The sequence below is a fragment of the Aquimarina sp. AU474 genome, assembly GCF_900312815.1.
Classification (GTDB): Bacteria; Bacteroidota; Bacteroidia; order Flavobacteriales; family Flavobacteriaceae; genus Aquimarina.
In genome coordinates this window covers 214,691-238,934 of sequence record NZ_OMPE01000005.1, presented here as the reverse complement: position 1 = coordinate 238,934, position 24,244 = coordinate 214,691, and the positions used below count along the sequence as shown (strand labels likewise).

The window sequence follows — 24,244 nt, the reverse complement described above, 5'->3', positions numbered from 1 at the left end:
TAAATAATGCTCAATATAACACACAATAAACTAAACGAAAAAGTAGATCTGTCTGAGTATTCGGCGATTCAAAAAGTGTTTCATAAAAGGCATTATAAATACTTTAATCGGTTTCTAAAAATATTTACTGTAATAGTGGTCATAATATTGTTTATACCCTGGACACAGAATATATCGGGCAATGGTTTTTTAACAACCCTAAAACCTGATCAACGACCCCAAACTATTCAGTCTCCCATACCTGGGCGAATCGAAAAGTGGTATGTTAAAGAAGGAGATTTTGTGAAAGCAGGGGATACTATTTTATTTATTTCTGAAGTTAAGAATGCATATTTTGATCCTAATCTAGTAGAACGAACTGGGCAGCAAATTAAGGCAAAATCTTTGTCTGTTAGTGCTTACGAAGGAAAAGTAAAAGCCCTCGAGAGTCAATTATTAGCAATTACAAACGAGCGGGATTTAAAGTTACAACAAGCGCGAAATAAGCTTATACAATCAAAGCTCAAAGTACAAAGCGATAGTATAGATTTCGAAGCTGCAAAAACCAATATAAGCATTGCCCAACGACAATACGATCGTATTGTACAATTAGAAAAGGAAGGTTTAAAAGCACTGACCGATGTTGAAGAAAAACGACTCAAACTTCAAGAAACACAAGCGAAACTTATTTCTCAAGAAAATAAACTTCTGGCAAGTAAAAATGGAATCATTAATGCGCAGGTGGAAATCAATCGAGTTCGAGCAGAGTATACCGATAAAATCTCAAAATCACAGAGTGATAGATATACAGCTCGATCAAACCAATTTGATGCTCAAGCTCAAGTCACAAAATTAGAAAATCAATATACCAATTATGAAATGCGAACCAATATGCATTATATAAAAGCTCCACAAAGTGGTTTTATAAATAGGGCATTACGGTCGGGTGTAGGAGAAACTTTTAAGGAGGGAGATCGATTGGTAAATATTATGCCTTCTATTTATGATTTGGCAGTAGAAACGTATGTAAAACCTATTGATCTTCCGTTAATTCATATTGGCGAAAAAGTAAGAATACAATTTGATGGGTGGCCAGCTATAGTGTTTAGTGGGTGGCCTAACGCGTCTTACGGAACTTATGGAGGTAAAATAGTAGCGATAGAAACATTTATTAGTGATAATGGTAAATACAGAGTTCTCATAGCACCAGATCCATCTGATCATGAATGGCCAAAAATACAAGTTGGTTCTGGTGCAAATACTCTAGCATTACTAGAAGATGTGCCTATTTGGTTTGAACTATGGAGGCAATTAAACGGTTTTCCGCCTAATTATTATCAGCCTAATGGCAAAGAAACCCAAAAATCGAAAAAAAAGTAAAATGAAGAAATGCATATTGTATTCATTATATTTTTTAGTTACATCGTTATTTTCTCAACAGGAGAATAATACTATTCTTAATTTTAAAGAATATTTGGGGTATGTTAAAAAATATCATCCTGTTGCAAAACAAGCAGAGTTAAATATTAGTATCGGGCAAGCAAATTTGATGAAAGCGCGTGGGGGATTTGATCCAAAGTTAGAAATGGATTATGATCGAAAAAAATTTAAAGGATTAGAGTATTATGATCTTTTAAATGCAACTTTTAAAATACCTACTTGGTATGGTGTAGAGTTTAAAGCGGGTTTTGAGCAAAACGATGGAGAGTTTTTAAACCCTCAAAACTCTGTGCCCAAAGATGGACTTTTTAATGCGGGAATTACTGTTTCTGTAGCTCAAGGATTATTTATTAATAATCGAATGGCCACTTTACGTAAAGCCAAGTTTTTTAGAGAACAAAAGAAGGCGGATCGAGATCTTCAGGTTAATGAGGTTTTGTATAAAGCTGCGCTGGCCTATTTTGATTGGTTAAAGGCATATAACGAAAAAGAGATATACCATAGTTTTTTGGATAACGCAAAAACACGCTTTATAGGAATTAAAAAAAGCGCTTTGGCAGGTGATAAAGCTGCCATTGATACTGTAGAAGCTAAAATTGCATTACAAAATAGAATGCTCAGTTTTGAACAAGCTAAAGTAAAATTAATAAAAGAATCATTAGAGCTATCAAATTTTTTATGGTTAGAAGGAGATATCCCTGTAGAGTTGAGGCCTAATGTAATACCAGATGGAGATATAGAAGAAGATATAGATAATACATTGGATATAATGAACAAACAATTGGATGGGTTTACATTAAAAGAGCATCCAAAACTTAGAGCATTATATTATAAGATTGAAGGGCTTGAGGTTGACAGAAAATTAAAAGCTAATAAATTATTGCCCACAATAGATATTGAATATAATTTTTTGACAGAAACTCCCGAGTTATCTCAATCTTTTAATACTTCTGAATATAAAGGAGGTGTAACATTTCGTTTTCCTTTATTTTTAAGAAAAGAACGAGGAGCACTTAAGCTGGCAAAATACAAAGTGCAAGATGCCAAATTTAATAGAGAAACTACAGCGCTAAGAATCAAGAATAAAGTCAAGACGATATTTGCAGAGTTAGAATCTTTTGAAACACAAAATCAACTCATAAAAGATATAGTAAAAAACTATAGTTCGTTACTGGTCGCCGAAGAACGTAAATTTAGTTTTGGAGAAAGCTCTTTGTTTCTGATAAACTCCCGAGAACGAAGTTTGATTGATACTAGACTTAAAGCAAATAAATTGCAAAATGATTATTTTAAAACAAAAGCTAGACTATTTAATAGCCTAGCTTTGAATCCAGAAATATTATAATTGGATTAAGATTTGTTAAAAGTATTTAGAAATAGATAGCCTAAAAAAACTATCATCTTTAAAGTTGGATAAGATCAATTCGTTTTCTTCAATATCACTAAAGATACGTGCTTCTATCTCTGCTGTCCAACTGCTTCCAAATCTTCTAGAAGCTTCTAAACTAAAAATCGTACTACTAGATTCTAAATCTGTAATACCTCCGATCAGGAACGAAGTATCTTGAGTATCGTTAAATGCAATTCGACTACCAAAAAAAACATCATTTTGTAATGCATTTAAGGCCAGTTCATCACGTTCATCATATAAATATTCTCCCAAAAGACCAATATCTAATCCATTACCGTCAATATTAGAAAAGGTATATTCTAATCCAGCTACGAGAGCAAAAAAATCTTGAGCATCTGCATTACGATAAATAGATTCTAGTTTCCATAAAAAAGCATCATGTGTAATTTGTAATTCTAACCCTGTTTGATGTATAACCGGATAAAAGGCATTAATGTTGCCTTGGGTATCAAAAGAGAAAAGAGGCTCTCTTCCTGTTCCATAAAAGTGAGATAGACCAATATCAACGATATCAAAATAGTGCTTCCATCTAAAAGCAAAATCTTGATGCCATTCTTGGGCACTGCTTTCATAGTTTAAATCGTCTTTATCAATAACTACTGGGAAGCGTAATCGACCTTTTTCTCCTGCAAATGTACGTTTACGATGATAGGGGAGGTAAAAGAAATCGAAGGTTCCAAATTTATCGGTGATCCAGGTAAACTGAGCCATAGGTTGCCCCAGTTTTTCTTCTCCATCAAAAGTTTCTACAGCATCAGTCTGATTGATAATATCTGTCAAATGATTACTCTCAGCGACTCCCCAGTAAACTTTTTTTAATCCCAGACTGAGTTCCCAATTGTTTTTGGCTTTCTGATAATATAATTCTCTAATGTCCCAATGTGTACGTTCATCATCAACATCAACTCTAAGAAATCCTTTAAAATTAATACTCTCATAACCTTTGTTCCAGGTTACAGAGTATTCGGGACGAATAGCCAAAGAAGGAAAATGATCTTCTTGTTCTTCAAAAAGAGCATCATCATAAAAATATCTGTACTCGCCTTCAAGTTCTAATTCGAACTCATGAGTTGTAGTTTTTTTCTCATCATTTTGAGAATAGGTAAATAAACCTGTAAGCAATGATAACACTGCTAAAATATGTTTAATCTTCATGTATAATAGTTTTAATGCTTTGATCTTTTACGATCCCCAAAACGGTAAGCATTACGCCAATAAGGATTATGAATAATAATAGTATAAAGAGTGGGTTTTGATACACCAAATACAGAACCAGGGTACAAATGCTAAAAAACAAGCGTATGGGGATGGTTCATCTATACATTTTTTTAATATGGTACTTAAAAATAAGCGCAATCAAAAACCCAAGCCCAACGAACATCATGCCGAGTAAGTTTGCAATTTCGGGACGATAGTTGGTGTTACTTTTAAGAATAGAAAACACAAGGCTAGGTTTTGATAATAATAATACCCCACTAATGAAAAGAACTGTTATTGGGTATAATAAACTAAGCCTTGTGTATCGCATTACTCTACGGATAACTAATTATATTATTGTCCAGCTCTTTTTAGCGCAACCTGAGTGAAATCTTCATCGGTAAGGTTTACCTTAAAATTATAATCGCTAAATGCTAATGTGGTTTCTTTATTACTTTGATGATTTACCATAGTAAAGATTCCTGCTCTCCAAAATTTGTTTTTATACTGTTTATAATTACTGTAGCTAAGTGTTTTTAGTAACGCATTTTTGCGATCGTAAAACTCTACTTTTTCAATACGATATCCTTTACCTTTGTTATAGGTCACAATTCTTCGTGTATATCCTGATTTTGGATCTACAGGATCTTGTTCTACAATGAGCAGGTCTCCTTTTTCTTCTAGAAACTTATAGGTATATTTTTCTACCTCTTGTGAAGAAAGATCTTCATAAGCAAATTCACTTCCTACAAAGGGTCCGGATTTATTATTTGATGAGATTCTTTTAACTCTTTTTATAGAGGGCAGAAATAACCATTGATCATCAGAGCCTATTTTATGAGTAAAAGTAAGTGTCGAGGTTCCTTTTACATCTTTTGGACTATTAAAAACAATTAATGACTTGTCGCCATCTTCGGTAAGTTCTAGTGTTCGAGTTTCTAAGAATCGCTCACTCGTTTGACCGTTTTTGTTTTTTAGGGTCATTTTTAATTGAACTGTAGAGCTTCCAAAACCCAAATCAGCTTCTTCGGCTGCTTTGGCAATTTGTAGTCCTTTTTCTTCAGGACTTTGAGCCGATAAAGTGGTCATCCCGAATAGTGCTATAGTTGCAAAAATTAATTTTTTCATGGGTAACATATTTTATTGTTTTTTTTTAAGTTTAAATTTTTAGGTTTTAAAAAGGACAAACCCAATAACAGTAAGATTTAAGCGATTCGTCTCGGGCCAATCAACCTAAACCCTACCGTTATATAGTTTGTTATATTTATTATTTATCAAATTGTATTTGAGGTGTTGTTGTTTTTATTGACTCCTTTGCTTCACTTTTTTTGCTGGTAAGGATTAGAAGTGAAGGGAGTAAAATAAAATCTATAATTAAAGCAGATGAGATAATGATTAACGTTATTCTGGCCATGTAACTATTTAAAGCAAAAGAAGAGGTTGATAATACAGCAAATCCTGCTAAAAGAACAATTGTTGTGGTAACAAGAGCTTTACCTACAGTTTCAAATGCGTAGATCACGGCTTGTTTGGCATCATAACCCAATTCTCTACGAGCTCTTAGAAACTTACTCATAAAATGTACCGTGTCATCCACGATAATTCCTAAGGTCATCCCAAAGACAATTACCATACCTGTATTGATTTGAGCTTTATACATTGCCCAGAAACCAAATCCAACCAATACTGGAGTAACATTAGGAATGATACTTAAAAGACCAAGTTTAAAGTTTCGTAATGCAAACATTAATACTAATGAGATTAGGATTAATGCGATGATGTTACCTTTAAACATGCTGTCGGCTTGTCTAAATCCAAGTTTTGAAAACATTAGAGTTGGACTAACACCGATCGCGTGCATAGGTGTTGGTGTATTGTTTCGTAGCCATTGTTCTGCTCTCTTTGAAAAAGAAATCATTTCTGCGCTCGAAATATTCTTAATGGTTACGGTAACTCTAGTTTCTGATTTATCAACATTGATTTGGTTATTAAGATCCAACCCAAAAGGAAGAGAAAGCTCATATAGTAAAAGATATTGTGCAGCTTCTTCACGGCTATTGGGTACATTGTAGTATGATTGGTTATCACCGTGCATGGAGCGGTTTACTCTTCTGGCAACCTCACTAAATGCGTTAACATGAACTACTTCAGGTTGTTCGTTTAACCAATCTTCAAAATCATTTAGACTATTAAGATATTGAGGGTTATTAATTCCTCCGCTTTCTCCACTACCTACAGAAAATTCTACATTATAAATTCCAGTTAGGTTCTCGCTTATGTAATCGGTATCACTCCTAAATTGTACCGTTTCGTCAAAATAATTAATAAACTCATCGTTAAATTGATTTTTTGTTGCCAAGTATGTAAGTCCACTAATAACTACTAAGGAAATCACAGTTAATCTAACGGGCTGCTTGGCTACAAATAAGCCAAGATTTGAATACCATCCCAGTTTCTCTTTCTTTTCAGATACTTTTACTTTTACAGGCAGTATTGCCATAAGAGCTGGCAAAGCTGTAGTAGAAAATAAAAATGCCATGGTCATCCCAAACGCAGTAATATTACCAAGATCCCAGAACGGAGGAACATCACCAAAGTTCATGGTTAAGAAACCAATTACAGTTGTTAAACTAGTAATAAATACTGGCATAAAGTTAAGACGCAATGACTCTACAAGTGCATCTTTTTTTGTGTACCCGTCTTTACGCATTTTTTGTAGCATAGTGATCAAAATATGAATACTATCGGCAACGGCTAAGGTTAATATCATTGTTGGAAAAACCGAAGAAGGAGGTGTGAGTTTTATACCCATAATACCCACAAAACCAACTGCACTCATGATCGAAAGTAATACTACAACCAGAGTGGCTAATGTGCTAAAGAAATTTCTGGTAAGCACTAGAGTGGTGATGATCACTATAATGAGCATAATCATGGTAAGCATTAAATCTCGCATAGAAGATTCGAAAAATGCCGTATTAAGAGGTACTAAACCAGATGAATGTACTTCGAAATTTGGATGTTTTTCTTGAAATTCGGCAATTGCTCCTCGTATAAAAGCTGTAACCTCGGGGATTTCTTTGGCACTATCCTCTCCAGGAAGTCTTACGGTCACATTAATAGCGGTTACACTCCCTGTTTCATTAATTAATCGATTTACTAATAAAGGTTCTTTTAAGGCAATTTCTTTAATTTTCTGAACCTCTAGACTTGTTTTGTTTGCAGATTCATAAGATAAATCATCTACATAGAGATCATCTTCTTGCGCACTTGTATGTTGAAAATTAGTAAGTGCATCTACACGAGAAGAGTAGGGGGTATTCCATGCTTCTGCAGTAAGCTCTTCGATGGCAATTAAATTATCTTTGGTGAAAACATCTCCGTTAGACGGAGAAAGAACAATAACGACGTTATCATCCTTGGTATATTTATCTTGTAAAGCATCAAATGCTTCAAGTTCGGGATTAGATTCGCTAAAAAACACATGATAATCTCCATCAAATTCCATAGCTCCTTTAGACCCTAATCCCATAGCTATAATTATGGCTACAATTAATACAGGCCATTTGAATTTGATTACAAATTCAGCCCATTTTTTAGAAAACGCATTGGTAGCGTTACTGGCTTTTTTTAGTGCATTCATTTTTTTTAATTGTTAGTTGACCAGTCGACTTGTAATTTGAAAGAAACTGATACAATAGTTATTGTTATACGTTTTAATAGTTGTTATATGTAAGACGATTTTAATTTTGGTATTAGGACAAATTCATAACTTTATGTGAGTTTTAAATTTAAAATTGACCAGTCGTCTATTTGAATTGTAAATTTTTTTTTTAAACGCTGCCAAGGTATCGTATATCTATCATAAAAATGTTATCTAAAAGTTAATAATTGACCAGTCGTCTTGTGATTGTCAAAAAAAAATTATTTCGACAATAAAATTTTGATCATATTCTTAAAATTATCTATAGGATACGAACTATCCATTTCTTTCATAGAAACCATAGCTCCCCTTCCTGCATCTTCCATAAAGGCTACTAAATCTTCAGCTTTTACGGTTTTATTTATCTCCCCAAGGTCTTGTGCTTCTAATACTATCTCTGTGATATATCCTTTTATTATATCTGTCTTGGTTTGAACGGCAATTCGAATAGCCTCGCTATGTTCTGCCATCTCATTAGCCAAATTACAACCCATACATCCCATCTTATAATCAAACTCTTCTTTTAAAATTGTAGAGTGATATTCATAAAAATCTAGTATACGCTGTTTGGGTGAAACAGATTCATTTTGTAATATTTCTAAAGCAGGAGGAAAGCGCATATTAAAATATTTTTCAATTGCCTTTACAGCAAAATCCTCCTTACTATCAAAATAAAAATAAAAAGAACCTTTAGGTACCTCCGCAGCTTTCACAATATCATTTACGCTAGTAGCATTATACCCTTTTGACCATAGCAACATCATACCTTTTTCTATAAGGTAATCCGATTTGATCTCATGCTTTAGCGTTTTCGACATTGTTTTTACTTTGGGATACAAAAATATGACCACTCGTCTAGTAAAACAAAATTTTAAATGTTAAAGTTTTCTATATACTAGTATAACTACTTTAAAACTGGATAAAAGAGTCTATCCGAAATGAAAATTAGTAGTAAAAGTATATGGCCTTAAAAGAAAAATTCACATTTTTTATAATGGTTTACTTTAGTTTCGGGAGTTTTTTGCAACATTTAATTTGTTAATCCCAAATTATTGGCCTGTCAATATTGGCACTTCTTAAATAATCCAGTAATTGGCCGGTATGTACAGATTCATGATAAGCTGTTCGCATTAGGTAATCCCCCAACTGCTTTTTTTGATTAACTTCTGTTCTATTTATGACAATATTTTCTATATTCTCTTCAGTAAACGATAAGATCATATCGATGAAAGATGTTCTATATGTTTCAGAAAATTCTAGTTCGTGCTGTAGATCTTTATATTCCAAATCTTCCCATGGGGATTGATATGCCCCTAGATTTCCTCTTCGTTGAATAATTACATGGTATAGGTGTTCGGTTTCCAAAACATGGCGAATCATCTCTATAATAGACATCGCATTTTTATCGGGGCGCCATTGATAATGTTCTTTAGGGATACTTTTCCAAAGTTTGATACTACGTCTTCTTATTTCAGAGAAATTGAGCACGATAATTTTAGTCGAATTCATCTTTGTTTTTTGAGCGTGAGAGATAATTTTGTTTTAGAGTAATAGATGATACACAAGATAATAAAAAGAACTACTTTTTAAAGAGAAAAGCATAGTATTCACAGTTTTTCTGCATATTCTGGACAGTCTATTCTAATGTCTGAATCTAGTAACGGAATTTGCAAAAGATTACAGTGATGATTTTTGCCATTTTTGCTGTAATGTTTGCATCCAAAACAGGTGCGTTGAACAGTTAAGATACCGTCGCGATTTAATTGATAAATTAATGTGCTTAGGGTACCATATAAGGATGTTAAATCGTTTTCTGAGAAAGATAGTAAACGTTTACCCACTGGTTCTGCGAAACGTTCGGTCTCTTTTACGATATCTTTACCTTTTTTGGACAATAACAATGAGTAACTTCTACTATCCGAAGAAGAGAAATCTTTAATCAACAATTCTTTATTGACCAAAACTCGTATTGCATCACTTACAGTAGGTTTGGTAACATTAAATTCTTTGGCCAAATGACTTACATTACACAAATCAATATCATGATATGCAATAAAGTTAAGTATTTGTATTTGTATTGGGCTTAGCTTTAATTTCTTGGCGTGTTCCCAAAGTAGTACTTTATAGACTTCAGAAATTCTTCCTAAAGCTTCGACAATCTTTGAATTTAAATCCATGACTACAAAGTTAGCATTCCTAATTAGATGTTTCTATATGCGACAACAATTTTGTTCTTAGGGCTGTATAATGCACATGGCCGAATTGATGTAATAATATCTCATAAGAATCATTAAATAAAATCATGGTTGGTGTTCCTTTTAATTGATTTAATGTAAAAGTTTTTGAAATTGTTTTCTGATTTTTGAGATAACTTATGACATTATGATAAACAGAAGCCTGAACCTCTTTAGACCAGGAAACATATGCATCATGGGTTGCGCAAATGTGCTTAGCGGCAAAGTCAATATCAAAATCTTTAGAAGCTTTTTCATCCATTGCTACCGGAAAATCAATAGGTATTGGTTTATCTAGTAAACCATGCTGCAATAATGCTTTTTTTGTTTCACCAACTACTATGTTATTGGTTAATAAAAGATTGGTGTTTTTTATATTGTTGTATTCAAAATCCTCAAAAGCTGTGGATATGCCTAAAAAAGATATCTGGTCCTTAAACTCTTGAAAAAGTTTATTAACCACCGGGATACCATATAAAAAACAACCAGGACAATTAACCTGAAATACAAAAAGGAAATTTAGCTTGCTAAGGCTAAACTTTCCTTTAAGTTCTTGGGTATATTGTAAAGTTAATTTTTGCATTTTAGTAACAATTTTCCATTTCAATTATCGAAAACCCTTTTTCGGCAATGGCATTTACCACTTCTTGAGGCGCTACAGATATATGACAAAAATTGCATTCTTTGGAGGTTAACTCTCCGGTTTTGAATTTTTTTTCTGACAAATACGATTTCCCGAAATTGAAAATTTTAGTTGTATCGGTCAAGTTATCTGGTACCAAAATGTCAAAATGCATAGTTTTACCATCTTCTCTTTGTACATAGGTGTCCCAAACTGATATTTTCATTGTTTTATACTATTTTTAATGTTGTTATTTGTTTACAGAGTAGGGTAGAGATAAATCGCCACTAGCTACACTAAATACGTCATAGACACCCAACATAGGTTTATCTTCTTTACTAGTATTTACAATCATATATGCTGCTACACCATCATATTTAAATGATGTTTGATTATTCATTCTATAATCGGGTATTACTACTTTAATAGAATTCCCTTTTGTGGTCACAGGAAACCCTGGAGAATCCATATACATGGGCATACCTGGATTTGTAGGAGGTAACGTTACATTATCTGCTTTTGTAAATTGTTTTACAGCAAGTCCACCAGGAACACGTTTGTCTTCATGCAACACCACCCAATGGGGATGCCATATAATCCCATCATTTGCAAAATCTGCATCATTGTTTTCATCCCAAATCGGGGTGTCGTCAAAATCAGGGTGAGAGGTAAGCGCCATGGCAACAATACCATCTGTAGCACTGAAACCTACATCGGTTGGTTTTAATGAAGTAGGGAAAACATATCCTAATACAGGAGCTCCATCTAATGCTCCGTTGGGTATTGGAGTTGTTTTTCCGGCAGTTCCTTTTACTTCGATGGTCCATGTAGAAATACCTAGATCCGGAAGATGGGTTACCGCTACCTTGGTTATTTGATGATCATCATTATTATAAAGTCTTTCTTCTTGAGCACAGGATTCTATAGTCATACCTAGAAGAGCGATTATGGTCAATGTTAATGTACTTAATTTCATTTTATTTGTTTTTAATGGTTGCTAATAAAAAGTTAGGAATCACATAATAAGGATTCCTAACTTATAGAGATAAAAAAATTACCCTTTAACATCGGCCATAGATGCGCCAAAATTTAGGTGTAAGACGTTTCCTTGAGGAGTAACTAAAGCAGGAACAGATTTAACACCTGCCGTTTCGGCTTCAGAGATACGATCTCTTGTAGTACCAATGTTTACAATCTCTACTTGATCTCTACCGACCAATTCGATAATGTCATGTTCGGCGCTAATACAAACAGAACATCCTGCGTGATAAAAAGTTGATTTACTCATTTTTAATTTTTTTTAGTTATAAATACAATGCAAATATAGTAAGGAATCCTAATTAAAAAAAACATTTTAAGATTTTTTTAATTATTATAAGGTTTGTTTATGTGATTTAAACATCATATTCAACTCTTTAAAATTATGCATAATGTCTGCTTAACTCTATATAGTTTTATAACGTAATAGCATGTTGTATGTGAAAAAATAAGTACCAGACAAAGGTCATTTACTAATAATTCCCTATTTTAGAATATTGTTGGACTTCTTTTTTAAATAAATAAGGAGTTCAATTTTTAGTAAAATGTAATCGAATACGGCATCTTGTTATACGTATTCGTAGCAACAAATCGTCTTTTCTTAATTGCCCCTGTTTATTTTTTTAGTACACATATGTGTATCTAAATCATGAATACTTATATCGTAAAACCTACAATTACATGAAAAAAATTTTAGCAATAGATGACCAACAACTTGTTTTATTATCATTAGAAAAACATCTCTTAGATTTGGGATATGACATAAAATGTGCAAGCGATGGCCACACGGGATTAGAATTGTTTGATACTTTTAAACCCGATATTCTTATTGTTGATATTAATATGGACGGGATGTCTGGCCTGGAAGTCATAAAAAATATTAGAGAGGAAAGAAAATCTGATGTTAAGATTTTAGTAATGTCTGGTAATACTAATGAGGATACTATTATTGATGGTTTCGATTTGGGCATAGATGATTATATGAAGAAGCCTTTGTCTCTTAATGAAATATCAGCCCGGATAGCTAGAATTTTTGGTATAAAATTAAAAAGAGTTTCAGAAAACGGCTCCAAGGGGCAAATGTTACAACGTCATTGTGTAGGGGTTGTAATACCATGTTATAACGAAGAAACAAGAATTTTAAGTAAAGAATTTACGGATTTTACCCATAGTAATTTAGGATATCACTTATGTTTTGTTAATGATGGGAGTACAGATAATACTTTGGAGGTATTACAAAAATTAGCACAAGGTAGAGAGGATAATATTAGTGTTTATGATTGTGCAAAAAATGGAGGTAAAGGAGAAGCAGTGAGACAAGGCGTACTTCATTTGGCAAAAGATCCGCAATTAGATTATATAGGATATTTAGATGCCGATTTATCAACAGATTTTAAGGATTTTGATGATTTGGTTAAAACGATAGAATCTTCAAAATTTAAAATTGTAAGTGGCTCTAGAATGAGCAGAATGGGAGCAAATATTACCAAAGAATCTGCACGTAAAATAATAAGTAAAACGATCAATCTAATTATTCGAAATATTTTGGGAATGTCTTTTAACGATACCCAGTGTGGTGCAAAAGTTATGGATAGAGATATAGCCAACGAAATGTTTCACGAAAAATTTATAACCAAATGGTTATTTGATGTAGAGATTTTTATGAAGATGCGAAAATTTTATGGAAAAGAAAAAGCCATTTCCTACATATGTGAACAACCTCTTAAACGATGGATACATGCTGATGGTTCTAAACTATCTATGAAAGATTCTGTAAAAATTGTAGGTCAACTTGCTCAAATCGCATACCATTATAAATTTAAGGTGAAATCAAGAGTTAACTAGAGTAAAAAACTCTTTAAGGTCTATAATGTGGTTATATACTGCGTGATGGTTTGTAGGATTTTCTCAAAATCTTCTTTAAGACCAAATGTTCCTTGTTTTAGGTTTTTTTCATAATCGGTGGCAATTTCATAACTTTTTTCAAGTCCCAAAATACTAATCTTATGTTTTAACTTATGAACATCTTCGGCCGCTTTAGTAAGGTTTTCGTTTTTTAAATTATCGAAATACTGATCTTTTTCTTCTGGAAATTCTCTTTTTATAACATTAAAAATTTTTTCTTCAAAAGTTTTGTCTCCACCCGATAAAGTGTTTATTACTGATAAATTTGGTTCCTCCATTTAGTTTTTTTTAATTTAACTATACACCAAAAAGGAATTACTTAAAAGACATTCCTTCGTTATATAATACATTTTTTTAGGGGTAATAGTTTTTTAATTCGTTTCAAGAGTAGCGAAATTCATTGCTATAAACGACTTAGGATAAAAATAAGGACATAATTATAGATTACCATGAAAAAAGAATCTTATTTATCGTTACTATATAGGATGTTCTTTTTTGCACCCATTCTATTCTCAGCATTCGTCTAATAGTTTAGGCATGCAATGCTATTTTTTTAGTATATACACCAGCTATTAGCCTCGTTTTTTTTTCAAACTAATACATGCATAGTTTGGATATTTTTATTAATCAAGTCCTGGATTTTGTGAAGAAACTAATGTTTTAATTATTGTAAGTTTTAGAGATTATAAAAAAGGATTTAGATATAATGGTCAACTATGATATTTATCATTTCTAGGACTATTATCTATGCCTAATTTTGATGAATAATTAATATTAAAACCCAAATTATGATTATTAATATTCAATATGTAAAAATATCTCCTAGCGAGACTTTATCCCAATATGTATTAGATAAATTAGGAAAGCTGGGAAAGAAAAATCAAGAAATTATTGATAGTAATGTCTTTTTAAAACGTGAAAATGATCCTAAGGGTAAAGGAAAAATTTGTGAGATAAAACTTAATCTGCCAGGTTCACAAGTTTTTGCAATTTCTAATGAAGAGAACTTTGAATTAGCAGTGAAAGAAACCCTGTCGGATATCGAAAAACAAATTGAGAAACGTAAAAAGTTGTTCAAAACGAAATAATGAACATTATCAAAATAAAAATGTTCAAATTTTAAACTTAAAAGATAATTTATCATGAAAAAGATCCTTGTACCTATTGATTTTTCGAAGTATTCAGAATATGCATTAAAAGTTGCAGCAGATATAGCAAAACAACAAGAAGCAGAAATACTAGTACTGCATATGTTGGGATTGTCTGAAGCGATTTTAACCAAAGATGAGAGTCAAGAAACAGCAGAAGCTATTTATTACATGAAATTAGCCGAAAGAGGTTTTATAAGTTTCCTAGATAAAGAATATCTAAAAGGTATTAAAATAGCCGAAACTGTTAGGAATTATAAAATTTTTAGCGAAATAAATGATGTAGCAAAGGAAAATCAAGTAGACCTTATCGTAATGGGATCTCATGGGAGTAGTGGGTTAAGCGAAATTTTTGTTGGGTCTAATACAGAAAAAGTTGTACGTACATCTGATGTACCTGTTTTAGTGATTAAGGATCATATCGATGAGTTTATTATTAAAGAGGCCATTTTTGCATGTGATTTTAAAATGGATAATATAAGACCCTATCTCAATGCTCTTAGATTATTTGAATTTTTCAATGCTAATGTAAATTTGTTGTACGTTAACCTTCCAGGAGAGCGATTTAAAAGTTCTAATCAAATAGAAGATCGAATTATGGAGTTTATTTTCAAAGCAGATTCCGGTAATCTTGAAAATTTTGATAAGGTGAAGATTAGAAGTGATTTTTCGGTAGAGAGTGGAGTTTTTAACTATAGCCAAAAAATAAACGCAGATGTTATTGCATTATCTACTCACGGACGAAGAGGTTTATCTCATTTCTTTAATGGCAGTATCGGAGAAGATATAGCTAATCATGCAAATAAACCTGTAATTACGTTCAAAATCTAGATTCAAAACTTTTTATTGGTCAATGACCTGTTAAATCACAATAATTTAGCAGGTTTTTTAGTGACTAACGATATGAATGCCTGATGAAGTACCGATTCTAGAAACACCTAAATCTATAAATTTTTTGGCTGTTTCAATATTGCGAATACCTCCAGACGCTTTTATCTTTAAACTATTTCCAACCTCTTTTTTCATTAGGATAACATCTTCAACAGTTGCACCGGTACTACCAAAACCTGTTGAGGTTTTTATATAGTCTGCTCCTGCATTAATTGATAATTTACAAGCTATTTTCTTTTCTTCATCTGTAAGATAACAGTTCTCAAATATTACCTTTAATATCTTATTTTCAATTGTCTTTTTTACAGATTTTATTTCATCTTCTACAATGTTATGATATCCCGATTTAAGTAAACCAATGTTTAATACCATATCTATTTCATCAGCACCTTGATTCACGCATTCATTAGCTTCAAATACCTTGATAGCAGATGATGTAGAACCTAAAGGAAACCCAATTACCGAGGCTACTTGAACATCACGATTTCTAAGCTCTGTTTTGGCCAAGGTAACATAATAACTACTTACACAAACTGCATAAAAGTTATATTTTTTGGCTTCAGAGCAAAGTTTTTTAATATCACCTACAGTTGTATTTGCTTTTAGTAAAGTATGATCTATATATCTGTTCAGTTGCATTTTATCTGTACGAATTGATAATGTTTACGAGATCTATTTTTTGTAACACTCCAGATTGCCTCCAAAGTTGTTTTCCTTCTTTAAACAATAACATAGTAGGTACCCCTCTAACTTGATATTTTGAAGCCAAATTTTGATTCTTGTCAACATCTATTTTTACAATTTTTATTTGTTCTCCTAATTCATCTTTGACTTCCTTGAGTATAGGAGCAAGCATTTTGCACGGACCACACCAATCTGCATAAAAATCGACAAGTACAGGAATGTTAGAGTCTATAATATTACTAAAACTACTTTTCATAATTGTTTATTTTTTAATGTAAAATTAAGACAAACAATTAAAAGTTGATCCAATTAACTTACCTCTTTGGGCTCATTATATTTTTTTATGAGGTGCATAATTTTTTTAATTGGAATCTCTACCGAGTAAGTCCCTGTATATGATGGACAGATTACACAATCATCAAAGTAAAATTCTATAATGCTATCATTTACGACAAAATTATTTTTATACGCTTTAAAGTCCCCTCTAGAGAGTTCCCAGCAATCAAGATAAAACTCTCCTGATGTAATATTTTCACTAATGATTGAATTTATAGTTTGATATATTTCCTCTTCGGCGTTACTCACAAAAAAATCATTAAAATAAACAAAAGAGTGTTTTTCTAAGTCGAAATTTACGCAATCAAAAAGATAAGTAGAATATCGCATCCCCGAGTAATAATTTTCTTTATAAAGAAGGGTACTTAACATTTTAGTGCTTGTGTTGTAGACTTTGTAGTCAATGATTCTTTTATCTCTAAACCTATGGATTTTTAAAGTATCGCAAAGCAATTCTTTATCTTCAAGTATTTCGTTTTCTGTTTTTTTGATATCAAGATAGTTTTCTTGAATAAAATTATTGAAGACTTGATATCCAGGATCTATTTTTTCATTAAGATAAGGGTATCTATAATCTAGAAGATATTGATCTTCTTCTTTAAAAAAACTTTTTGTGACCACTAGCTCTTGTAAATTTGGTTTATCGTCTTTGGCTTTGATTAGACGTTCTCTTTTTAATTCTTTAGTTTTTTCATGATCAAGATTGTCTTCAGAGAATACTGTAATAGAATCAAAGCTATTTTTATCAAGATTAGAATTGTTTTCTGTTTCTTTTATTGGTGTATTTTTTTGAATTGAAATATCATTTTTACAAGCTATACAGCTTAAAAAAATGAGACCAATGGTTATTTTTTTCATAATATATATTTTAGGATGTTATTCATAAAAGTAAAGCAGTAGCCATTCATAAAAAATGACATCAATCAGTTCATTCTCTAATAAAAAAGAGTAAGCCTTAGATAAGAACTCACCCTTTTAAAGACATAATATATGTAGTGATTAAAACAACCCGTTGCCAATAATTATTAAGGTGTTTATGAGTAAACTTAAGACCAAAAGATCTAGAACTAATTTAGGTTTCTGAACGGTTAATATAGCGGCATTATGAGCACTACAGACAACAACAGTTAAAAAGACCAAAAACATTTGTATTGGAGCATTTCCATTTAGAAGAGTTGTCATAATTGCTATTGAACCCAAACAGGTTGATGCAATGATCGCCAAGGCAGAATATCCTATATAATTTTCTGAGAAATCCGCATTTATTTTTGCATATAGTGTCATAATAATGTGTTTTTATGTTGAAGTAAAATTAGCAACACAGTAGGTATTAAAATATGATATAAATCAGTTAAATACGATATACCTCTGTAAGAGTTTTAATCTTCAAAAATTAATTGAAGTTTCCCTAACATGATTAATTCGGATTTGTTTTTACCAGAAAAAGCGTTGGCTATGCTATTGGCAGTATCTCCAATTAATTGTTTTATTTTGGTTGTAAAAAGTGATTTGTTATCACTGTAAAAAGATTTAAATTCACCAAAGCAAGTCTCTGCGTTAAGTGCAGTATAATCCAACCAATCAAAAACAATCTCGATTTGGAAAGCAGCATCTGCGCCAAACTCATCTTCTAGATCATCTACGGCTAGCCATTGTGATTTTACAATTTTTCTTAGTGAATTATATTCAGATTTGCGAACTACCTTATCCGACGCGGCAATGGCATAAAACAATTTGCCTAGATTTTGATAAAAAACGATTCCTATATTTTGTGTTGTATTCATAATGCTAATGTTTATTATTGTTAGCGCTAAGATAATTCGACACAGTCTTTTTTTTTATGACATTGGTCAGGTCTAGTAACGGTCCAAAATTATTACATTTGACATATGAAAGTTTTTGCAAAAAACAACAACATTTTTAATCTGTTAACTGAGGCAGTTTCAGAAGGTATCATTATCGTTAATGAAGAGCAAGTTATCGTAGCAACTAATGGCTCTGCTAATGATATTTTTGGATATAAGGAACAAGAGTTAGTGGGGCAAAAACTAAATATATTAATACCTCAGAAATATCATCATAACCATAAAAATCATTTTGAAGACTTTGGAAAACACTCAGAAAAAAGAAAAATGGGTAAAGGAAGAGATCTTTATGGTATAAGAAAAGATGGTACAGAATTCCCAGTAGAAGCTGGTTTAAATCCTTTTACTATATACGGTCATAATTATATTATGGCTTTAGTTATTGATATTACTGAGAGAAAAGAAAAGGAAAATCAGATAAAAGAGCTCAACATAGCATTAGAAAAGAAGATAGAAAAAAGAACTGAGGAACTAAGACAAACAATTGAAGAGCTTAAAGAAGAAGTAAAACTTAGAATGGAGGCCGAGGCTAAGATCAAAGAGTCTTTGAAAAAAGAGCAAGATTTAAACGAATTAAAAACCAAATTCCTTTCTTTGGTATCTCATGAATTTAAAACACCACTAAGTGGTATTCTTACTTCTACAACTTTAATAGGCAAGTATACCAAAACTGAACAACAAGAAAAAAGAGATAAACACCTTTCTACAATCAAGAACAAAGTGAAATTTCTGGATAATATTCTTAATGATTTTTTATCTGTAGAGCGCTTAGAAAGCGGCAAAGTAAAATATAAATTCACTAAATTTCCTTTAAGTAAGGTAGTTAATGAGGTAGTCTATGATGCCAATATGTTGCTAAAAGATGGGCAAAGAATTAAATACCCAAAAGATATTGATGATCATATTATTGATTTTGATGAGAAAATATTAGAACTTATATTAACGAATCTAATACGTAATGCTGTAAAATATTCTGGAGAGAATACAACAATCGACCTGCAAGCGATTTTTGAAAATGACCTACTTACTTTTCATATTGTAGACCAAGGTATAGGGATACCCAAAAAGGAACAAATATATATATTTAAACGATATTTTAGAGCAGAGAATGCACTCTTGGATCAAGGAACGGGTATTGGACTTAACATTGTTAAAAGTCATGTAGAAAACCTTGGAGGAACTGTCACTTTTAAGAGTAAAGAAAATTATGGGTCCACGTTCACAGTACAAATACCTATTACTAATAATCATAACCAATAATGAAAACCATACTATTAATCGAGGATGATACTGCATTAAGAGAAAATACTGCAGAACTTCTAGAACTGTCAAATTATAAGGTGATTACTTCTCCAAATGGAAAAGTAGGTATTGCCAAAGCACAAGAAGAAAAACCAGATATTATTGTGTGTGATATAATGATGCCAGAGGTTGATGGCTATGGAGTATTGGAAGCATTATCAGATAATACTAATACGAATCAAATACCATTTATTTTTTTATCTGCGAAAACGGAACATAAAGAAATTCGTAAGGGAATGGATATGGGAGCTGATGATTATCTAACCAAACCTTTTGAAGAAGATGAGTTATTAAGTGCCATAGAAAGTCGCCTGGCAAAAGCAGAGATTATTTCTAAAATATTGAAAGATCAATTTCATACACCAAAAGAGGAATCTAAGGATAGCCTTAGAAACCTACATGAACTTAAGAATTTTTTTGATGATCATGGTGATATCTCCAAGTATAAAAAAGGAGTTTCTATTTTTAAAGAAGGAGATCATTCTAACAATATTTTTTTAATTATAAAAGGTGTGATTAAAACCCACAAAATGGATGAAAGTGGTAAAGAACTTATTACTGCTTTGTTTAAAGCCGATGATTTTCTAGGTTTTACTTCATTCGTTGATAATACCCCGTATCAAGAATCTGCAACTGCCGTTGAAGACACAGAATTGGCCGGAATATCAAAAAATAATTTAAAAGAAATATTAGAAAAAAGTAAAAATATTTCATTAGAACTCATGGAGTTGCTTAGTGATAATCTATCCGAGATAAAAGAGCAATTATTACAAATGGCTTATAGTTCTGTTCGAAAAAAGACGGCACAAACGATCTTACAATTTGTAGAGGTACTAAACAAAAAACCTGATGAGAGTATCAAGATATCTAGAAATGATCTAGCCAGTGTTGCTGGTATTGCCACAGAGAGTTTAATACGCACACTATCCAGTTTTAAAAAAGATGGACTTATAGAAATCGAAGGAAGAACCATTAAAATTTTGGATTTACCCGCACTTCAATTAATAGAATAATATAGTAAAAACCTATAAACTGATATTTGTCATTCTTTTCATTAATGCATCCTAATACATTTGTTTTATTAGAAAGTATTAATAATGAAGAACATTCTTATTCCAACAGATTTTTCTGAAAATTCATGGAATGCCATTTCATATGCGCTATCGTTTTTTAAAAAAGTGAGATGTAATTTTTATTTTTTACACGTCTCTCCCCATCAAAAAGTGTTAGGTAATGGCTCTTTCTATGATTCTAAGAACCAAGTTCTGGATAAAGTTGTAGATAGGGATAAAAAGCAAATGGAACGCCTACTTAAAAGAATCCAGAAACTACCTTTAAACGAAAAACATAGTTTTTTTACTAGTATCGAATATATCTTCTTTGTGGATACGATAAGAAAACAAATCCAAGAAAAAAATATTGATTTTATAGTTATGGGAACCAAAGGTGCTTCTGGACTAAAAGAGAAAACAATAGGTAGTAATACAGGTGATGTTATCACCAAAGTGAAATGTCCAGTTCTTGTTATTCCCGAAGAAGCGAAATATTCAAAGCTTAAGGAAGTGGCATTTCCAACCGATTATAATATTTACTATAAAAGTAAAGTACTTAGTACTATTTACAATATACTTTCTATAAATCATGCTGCATTACGAGTTATACATGTAGCCAAAAAAGAACAAGAACTTACCAACCTGCAAAAAAAGAATAAAGATTTTCTACAGAACTATTTTGAAGGCAATATTAAAAACAGTTTCCATTTTTTGTCCAACCCCAAAATAGAAGAAGCCATACAATGTTTTGTTGAAAGTAGAGATATAGATATGATAACCATGGTTGCCAAAAACCTTAATTTTTTTCAAAGAATTCTATTTCATCCAACTGTAGAAAAAATAAGTTATCATATCAATGTTCCTTTTTTAGTATTACACGAATAAGAATCCAATAAAAATCAAATAAATGAACTCGAGCTTAATTAATAAATATAATGTGCCAGGACCAAGATATACCAGTTATCCTACTGTTCCGTATTGGGATGATAATACATTTTCATTAAAAAGTTGGACAAGGTCATTGCAGAAATCATTCGAAGAGAGTAATGAAAAAGAGGGAATAAGCTTGTATATTCATTTGCCTTTTTGTGAAAGCATGTGCACGTTTTGCGGCTGTAATAAACGTATCACAAAAAGACATGATGTCGAGGAGCCTTATTTGGATACAGTTTTGACCGAATGGAAAATGTATTGTAATATTTTTAAAACGAAACCAAAGATCAAGGAACTACATCTTGGAGGTGGTACTCCTACTTTTTTTTCGGCAGTAAATCTGAAATATCTTATTAATGGGATTATGAAATATGCGGAGCTCGCAGATAATTATGAGTTTAGTGTTGAAGGACATCCTAATAACACTACCAAAGAGCATTTACAAGTGCTGTATGATATGGGGTTTAGAAGAGTGAGTTTTGGAGTACAGGATTATAATGAATCTGTTCAAAAAGCAATTCATCGAGTACAACCGTTTAAAAATGTAAAATATGTTACAGAAGTAGCTAAGGATATAGGCTATACATCCGTAGGTCATGATATCATTTTTGGATTACCGTTTCAAACACAAGAAGCTATTATTGATACGATCTTAAAAACAAAAGAATTATTACCAGATCGATTGGCATTTTATAGCTATGCTCATGTTCCTTGGCAGAAAGGTAATGGGCAGCGTGGATTTAATGAATCTGATTTGCCAACAGGTAGTCAGAAGCGTAAGCAATATGAAATTGGTAAAAAATTATTATTCGATATTGGATATACTGAAATTGGAATGGATCATTTTGCATTACCAAATGATACGTTATATCAATCCATGAAAAATAAAACGTTACACCGTAATTTTATGGGATATACGGCATCAAAAACTAAAATGATGATAGGATTAGGAGTATCATCCATTAGCGACAGTTGGTATGGTTTTGCTCAAAATGTAAAAGGAATTGAAGAATATCAGCATTTGGTTAAAGAAGGAATTATTCCTGTATTTAGAGGACATTTGTTAACAGATGAGGATGAAGTTATACGGCAACATATCCTTAATCTGATGTGTAATTTTGAAACAGATTGGGGCGTAAGTTTTCTTCAGTTTGATGAGTTGACAGAGGTATCTATTAGGTTACAGGAAATGGAAAAAGATGGTTTAGTAAAAATTGAAAATCATCGTATTAAAATTACCGAAAAAGGACAGCCATTTGTTCGTAATATCTGTATGGCTTTTGATCTTCGTTTACAGCGTAATAGACCCGAAACACAATTGTTCTCTATGACAGTTTGATTTTTATAGATTTAGTGACAATTATAATTAGTAGAAACAATCTCTATTATAGGTTTTGGTGAGATATAGGGAATACCCAATCCCATTCCGCGAAGAATGAATAGTAAGCCAATAATTATAATACAAACGGGAATAATTTTTTGGATGTGCGGTCGTATGTTATTCCTGGAAAGGAAATTACTCGTATATACAACTGTGGTCATTAAAGGAATGGTTCCTATTCCAAAAAAGAGCATATAAATACTACTTTCTATGGAGTTACCTAGGGCAAGTGCTCCAAAAATTGCCATATACACCAAACCACAGGGGAGAAAACCATTTAAAAAACCAATAGTTAAAAAAGTATCAGATGTTTTTTTTCTTAGTTCTTTACCCAAAGCATTTTTGATATTAGATATTACCTTATAAATCGGCTTTGAAAAATTATATGTATTTAAAATTTGTTTAGGAACTAGGACCATCATAATCATAAAGATGCCGATTATTATAGATAGTATTTGTTGCATTCCAAAAAGGTATAAGCTTTTACCAATTAGACCAAAGAACACCCCCAAAATGCTGTAGGCTAATAAACGACCTGTGTGATATAAAGAAACCTGAAACAGTTTTTTTAGTTTGTTTTTATGATCGAGCGGTAGCATAAATGCAATAGGACCACACATTCCTATACAGTGAAAACTCCCTAATAACCCTAATATAAATGCAGAAATTACCATTTAATATGTTATTGATTCTTTAAATAAGTAAGTAGTGTTTTTAAAGTTCCAACGTACTGTTATAGCCCAACGACCCTCAATTAAACGATCTTTTGGAATTAGAATTTCTGAATTAGAAAGTACTATGGGAATTTCGAAATCTAAATTTTTGTTAGAGGGGCGATATAAGGAAATTGTTCCAGACACTGTAGTATAGTTTTGATCAACCGGAAAAATTACTACTATTCCGTTAGTAGTTTTTTTAATTGAAACATTATTCTTTAGGGCATTTGCATTCTTTTCTGCATTGATCTCTTCTTGAAAAGCAAGTTCTTTTTTGTAATAATCTTCAGTAACTAAATCATGTTCATACTTTTTGTTAGTATTCATTTTCACTACAAAAAATAATATGAAACTTATAAATCCTATGAATACGAATACAATGGCTGTGCCCCAGTTTATTTTCATGA

General features: G+C 31.9%; 27 protein-coding genes. 9 read left to right on the top strand and 18 right to left on the bottom strand.

The annotated features are described in order from the left end of the window. The first annotated feature begins 6 nt into the window (after positions 1 to 6). Entirely contained in the window at positions 7 to 1,359 is a 1,353-nt protein-coding gene (locus DK508_RS03905; protein ID WP_109299434.1) for an HlyD family secretion protein, read from the top strand. 1 nt (position 1,360) lies between these two features. Beyond that, a complete protein-coding gene (locus tag DK508_RS03900; protein ID WP_109299595.1) occupies positions 1,361 to 2,764 on the top strand; it encodes a TolC family protein in 1,404 nt (467 codons plus the stop codon). Between the two features lie 15 nt (positions 2,765 to 2,779). On the opposite strand, the gene DK508_RS03895 is transcribed toward DK508_RS03900, so the two are convergent. The 10 genes from DK508_RS03895 to DK508_RS03850 form a co-directional block, all read right to left on the bottom strand. Further along, a complete protein-coding gene (locus DK508_RS03895; RefSeq protein ID WP_109299433.1) occupies positions 2,780 to 3,985 on the bottom strand; it encodes a hypothetical protein in 1,206 nt (401 codons plus the stop codon). Positions 3,986 to 4,381: 396 nt separating this feature from the next. Continuing rightward, positions 4,382 to 5,155 carry an outer membrane lipoprotein-sorting protein gene (locus tag DK508_RS03890; protein ID WP_200831837.1) on the bottom strand — a complete coding sequence of 258 codons (774 nt, stop codon included), beginning with the start codon at positions 5,153 to 5,155 and terminating at the stop codon, positions 4,382 to 4,384. A 139-nt stretch (positions 5,156 to 5,294) separates the two neighbouring features. Continuing rightward, positions 5,295 to 7,670: an RND family transporter gene (locus DK508_RS03885; RefSeq protein ID WP_109299431.1), complete on the bottom strand. Its 2,376-nt coding sequence runs from the start codon at positions 7,668 to 7,670 to the stop codon at positions 5,295 to 5,297. A gap of 281 nt (positions 7,671 to 7,951) precedes the next feature. Further along, positions 7,952 to 8,548: a TetR/AcrR family transcriptional regulator gene (locus DK508_RS03880; protein ID WP_109299430.1), complete on the bottom strand. Its 597-nt coding sequence runs from the start codon at positions 8,546 to 8,548 to the stop codon at positions 7,952 to 7,954. Positions 8,549 to 8,768: 220 nt separating this feature from the next. Further along, positions 8,769 to 9,239: a DinB family protein gene (locus DK508_RS03875; protein ID WP_109299429.1), complete on the bottom strand. Its 471-nt coding sequence runs from the start codon at positions 9,237 to 9,239 to the stop codon at positions 8,769 to 8,771. Positions 9,240 to 9,337: 98 nt separating this feature from the next. After that, positions 9,338 to 9,907 (bottom strand): helix-turn-helix domain-containing protein, encoded by a 570-nt coding sequence (locus DK508_RS03870; protein ID WP_109299428.1) that lies wholly within the window; start codon positions 9,905 to 9,907, stop codon positions 9,338 to 9,340. Positions 9,908 to 9,926: 19 nt separating this feature from the next. Further along, positions 9,927 to 10,547 carry a hypothetical protein gene (locus DK508_RS03865; protein WP_160114554.1) on the bottom strand — a complete coding sequence of 207 codons (621 nt, stop codon included), beginning with the start codon at positions 10,545 to 10,547 and terminating at the stop codon, positions 9,927 to 9,929. A gap of 1 nt (position 10,548) precedes the next feature. Further along, a complete protein-coding gene (locus DK508_RS03860) occupies positions 10,549 to 10,812 on the bottom strand; it encodes a DUF2024 family protein (protein ID WP_109299426.1) in 264 nt (87 codons plus the stop codon). 24 nt (positions 10,813 to 10,836) lie between these two features. Further along, complete coding sequence (locus tag DK508_RS03855; RefSeq protein WP_235016278.1) at positions 10,837 to 11,562, bottom strand: hypothetical protein; 726 nt, start codon at positions 11,560 to 11,562, stop codon at positions 10,837 to 10,839. A gap of 78 nt (positions 11,563 to 11,640) precedes the next feature. Continuing rightward, on the bottom strand, positions 11,641 to 11,874 hold the full coding sequence (locus tag DK508_RS03850; protein ID WP_109299425.1) for a thioredoxin family protein: 234 nt from the start codon (positions 11,872 to 11,874) through the stop codon (positions 11,641 to 11,643). Between the two features lie 431 nt (positions 11,875 to 12,305). Here DK508_RS03850 and DK508_RS03845 point away from each other — a divergent pair, with 431 nt between their 5' ends. Beyond that, on the top strand, positions 12,306 to 13,469 hold the full coding sequence (locus DK508_RS03845) for a response regulator (protein ID WP_109299424.1): 1,164 nt from the start codon (positions 12,306 to 12,308) through the stop codon (positions 13,467 to 13,469). Between the two features lie 20 nt (positions 13,470 to 13,489). Here DK508_RS03845 and DK508_RS03840 read toward each other — a convergent pair whose 3' ends face one another. Next, complete coding sequence (locus tag DK508_RS03840; protein ID WP_109299423.1) at positions 13,490 to 13,807, bottom strand: Hpt domain-containing protein; 318 nt, start codon at positions 13,805 to 13,807, stop codon at positions 13,490 to 13,492. A 510-nt stretch (positions 13,808 to 14,317) separates the two neighbouring features. Between DK508_RS03840 and hpf the strand changes: the two genes are divergently transcribed. Next, the gene (gene hpf, locus DK508_RS03835; RefSeq protein ID WP_109299422.1) at positions 14,318 to 14,617 is read left to right on the top strand and encodes a ribosome hibernation-promoting factor, HPF/YfiA family; all 300 of its coding nucleotides are present in this window, start codon (positions 14,318 to 14,320) and stop codon (positions 14,615 to 14,617) included. A gap of 54 nt (positions 14,618 to 14,671) precedes the next feature. Further along, positions 14,672 to 15,508, top strand: coding sequence for a universal stress protein (locus DK508_RS03830; protein WP_109299421.1), 837 nt, complete (start codon positions 14,672 to 14,674; stop codon positions 15,506 to 15,508). 57 nt (positions 15,509 to 15,565) lie between these two features. On the opposite strand, the gene deoC is transcribed toward DK508_RS03830, so the two are convergent. The 5 genes from deoC to DK508_RS03805 form a co-directional block, all read right to left on the bottom strand. Continuing rightward, the gene (deoC, locus tag DK508_RS03825; RefSeq protein WP_109299420.1) at positions 15,566 to 16,207 is read right to left on the bottom strand and encodes a deoxyribose-phosphate aldolase; all 642 of its coding nucleotides are present in this window, start codon (positions 16,205 to 16,207) and stop codon (positions 15,566 to 15,568) included. A gap of 1 nt (position 16,208) precedes the next feature. Then, positions 16,209 to 16,508, bottom strand: a complete 300-nt coding sequence (gene trxA / locus DK508_RS03820) for a thioredoxin (RefSeq protein ID WP_109299419.1) — start codon at positions 16,506 to 16,508, stop codon at positions 16,209 to 16,211. 53 nt (positions 16,509 to 16,561) lie between these two features. Beyond that, entirely contained in the window at positions 16,562 to 17,446 is an 885-nt protein-coding gene (locus DK508_RS03815; protein ID WP_109299418.1) for an RsiV family protein, read from the bottom strand. 141 nt (positions 17,447 to 17,587) lie between these two features. Continuing rightward, positions 17,588 to 17,872 (bottom strand): hypothetical protein, encoded by a 285-nt coding sequence (locus DK508_RS03810; RefSeq protein WP_109299417.1) that lies wholly within the window; start codon positions 17,870 to 17,872, stop codon positions 17,588 to 17,590. Between the two features lie 95 nt (positions 17,873 to 17,967). Then, the gene (locus DK508_RS03805; protein WP_109299416.1) at positions 17,968 to 18,372 is read right to left on the bottom strand and encodes a hypothetical protein; all 405 of its coding nucleotides are present in this window, start codon (positions 18,370 to 18,372) and stop codon (positions 17,968 to 17,970) included. Positions 18,373 to 18,477: 105 nt separating this feature from the next. On the opposite strand from DK508_RS03805, the gene DK508_RS03800 reads away from it, so the two are divergent. The 4 genes from DK508_RS03800 to hemN all read left to right on the top strand — a co-directional run bounded on the left by DK508_RS03800 (position 18,478) and on the right by hemN (position 23,079). After that, positions 18,478 to 19,713: a PAS domain-containing sensor histidine kinase gene (locus tag DK508_RS03800; protein WP_109299415.1), complete on the top strand. Its 1,236-nt coding sequence runs from the start codon at positions 18,478 to 18,480 to the stop codon at positions 19,711 to 19,713. Further along, a complete protein-coding gene (locus DK508_RS03795; protein ID WP_109299414.1) occupies positions 19,713 to 20,768 on the top strand; it encodes a response regulator in 1,056 nt (351 codons plus the stop codon). Before DK508_RS03800 ends, DK508_RS03795 begins: the two co-directional genes overlap by 1 nt. Before the next feature lie 84 nt (positions 20,769 to 20,852). After that, a complete protein-coding gene (locus DK508_RS03790) occupies positions 20,853 to 21,692 on the top strand; it encodes a universal stress protein (protein ID WP_109299413.1) in 840 nt (279 codons plus the stop codon). Positions 21,693 to 21,714: 22 nt separating this feature from the next. Further along, entirely contained in the window at positions 21,715 to 23,079 is a 1,365-nt protein-coding gene (hemN, locus tag DK508_RS03785) for an oxygen-independent coproporphyrinogen III oxidase (protein WP_109299412.1), read from the top strand. A gap of 11 nt (positions 23,080 to 23,090) precedes the next feature. On the opposite strand, the gene DK508_RS03780 is transcribed toward hemN, so the two are convergent. Then, a complete protein-coding gene (locus DK508_RS03780; protein WP_109299411.1) occupies positions 23,091 to 23,795 on the bottom strand; it encodes a sulfite exporter TauE/SafE family protein in 705 nt (234 codons plus the stop codon). After that, positions 23,796 to 24,242 (bottom strand): FixH family protein, encoded by a 447-nt coding sequence (locus DK508_RS03775; RefSeq protein WP_109299410.1) that lies wholly within the window; start codon positions 24,240 to 24,242, stop codon positions 23,796 to 23,798. It lies immediately after the preceding gene. Between the last annotated feature and the right edge of the window lie 2 nt (positions 24,243 to 24,244).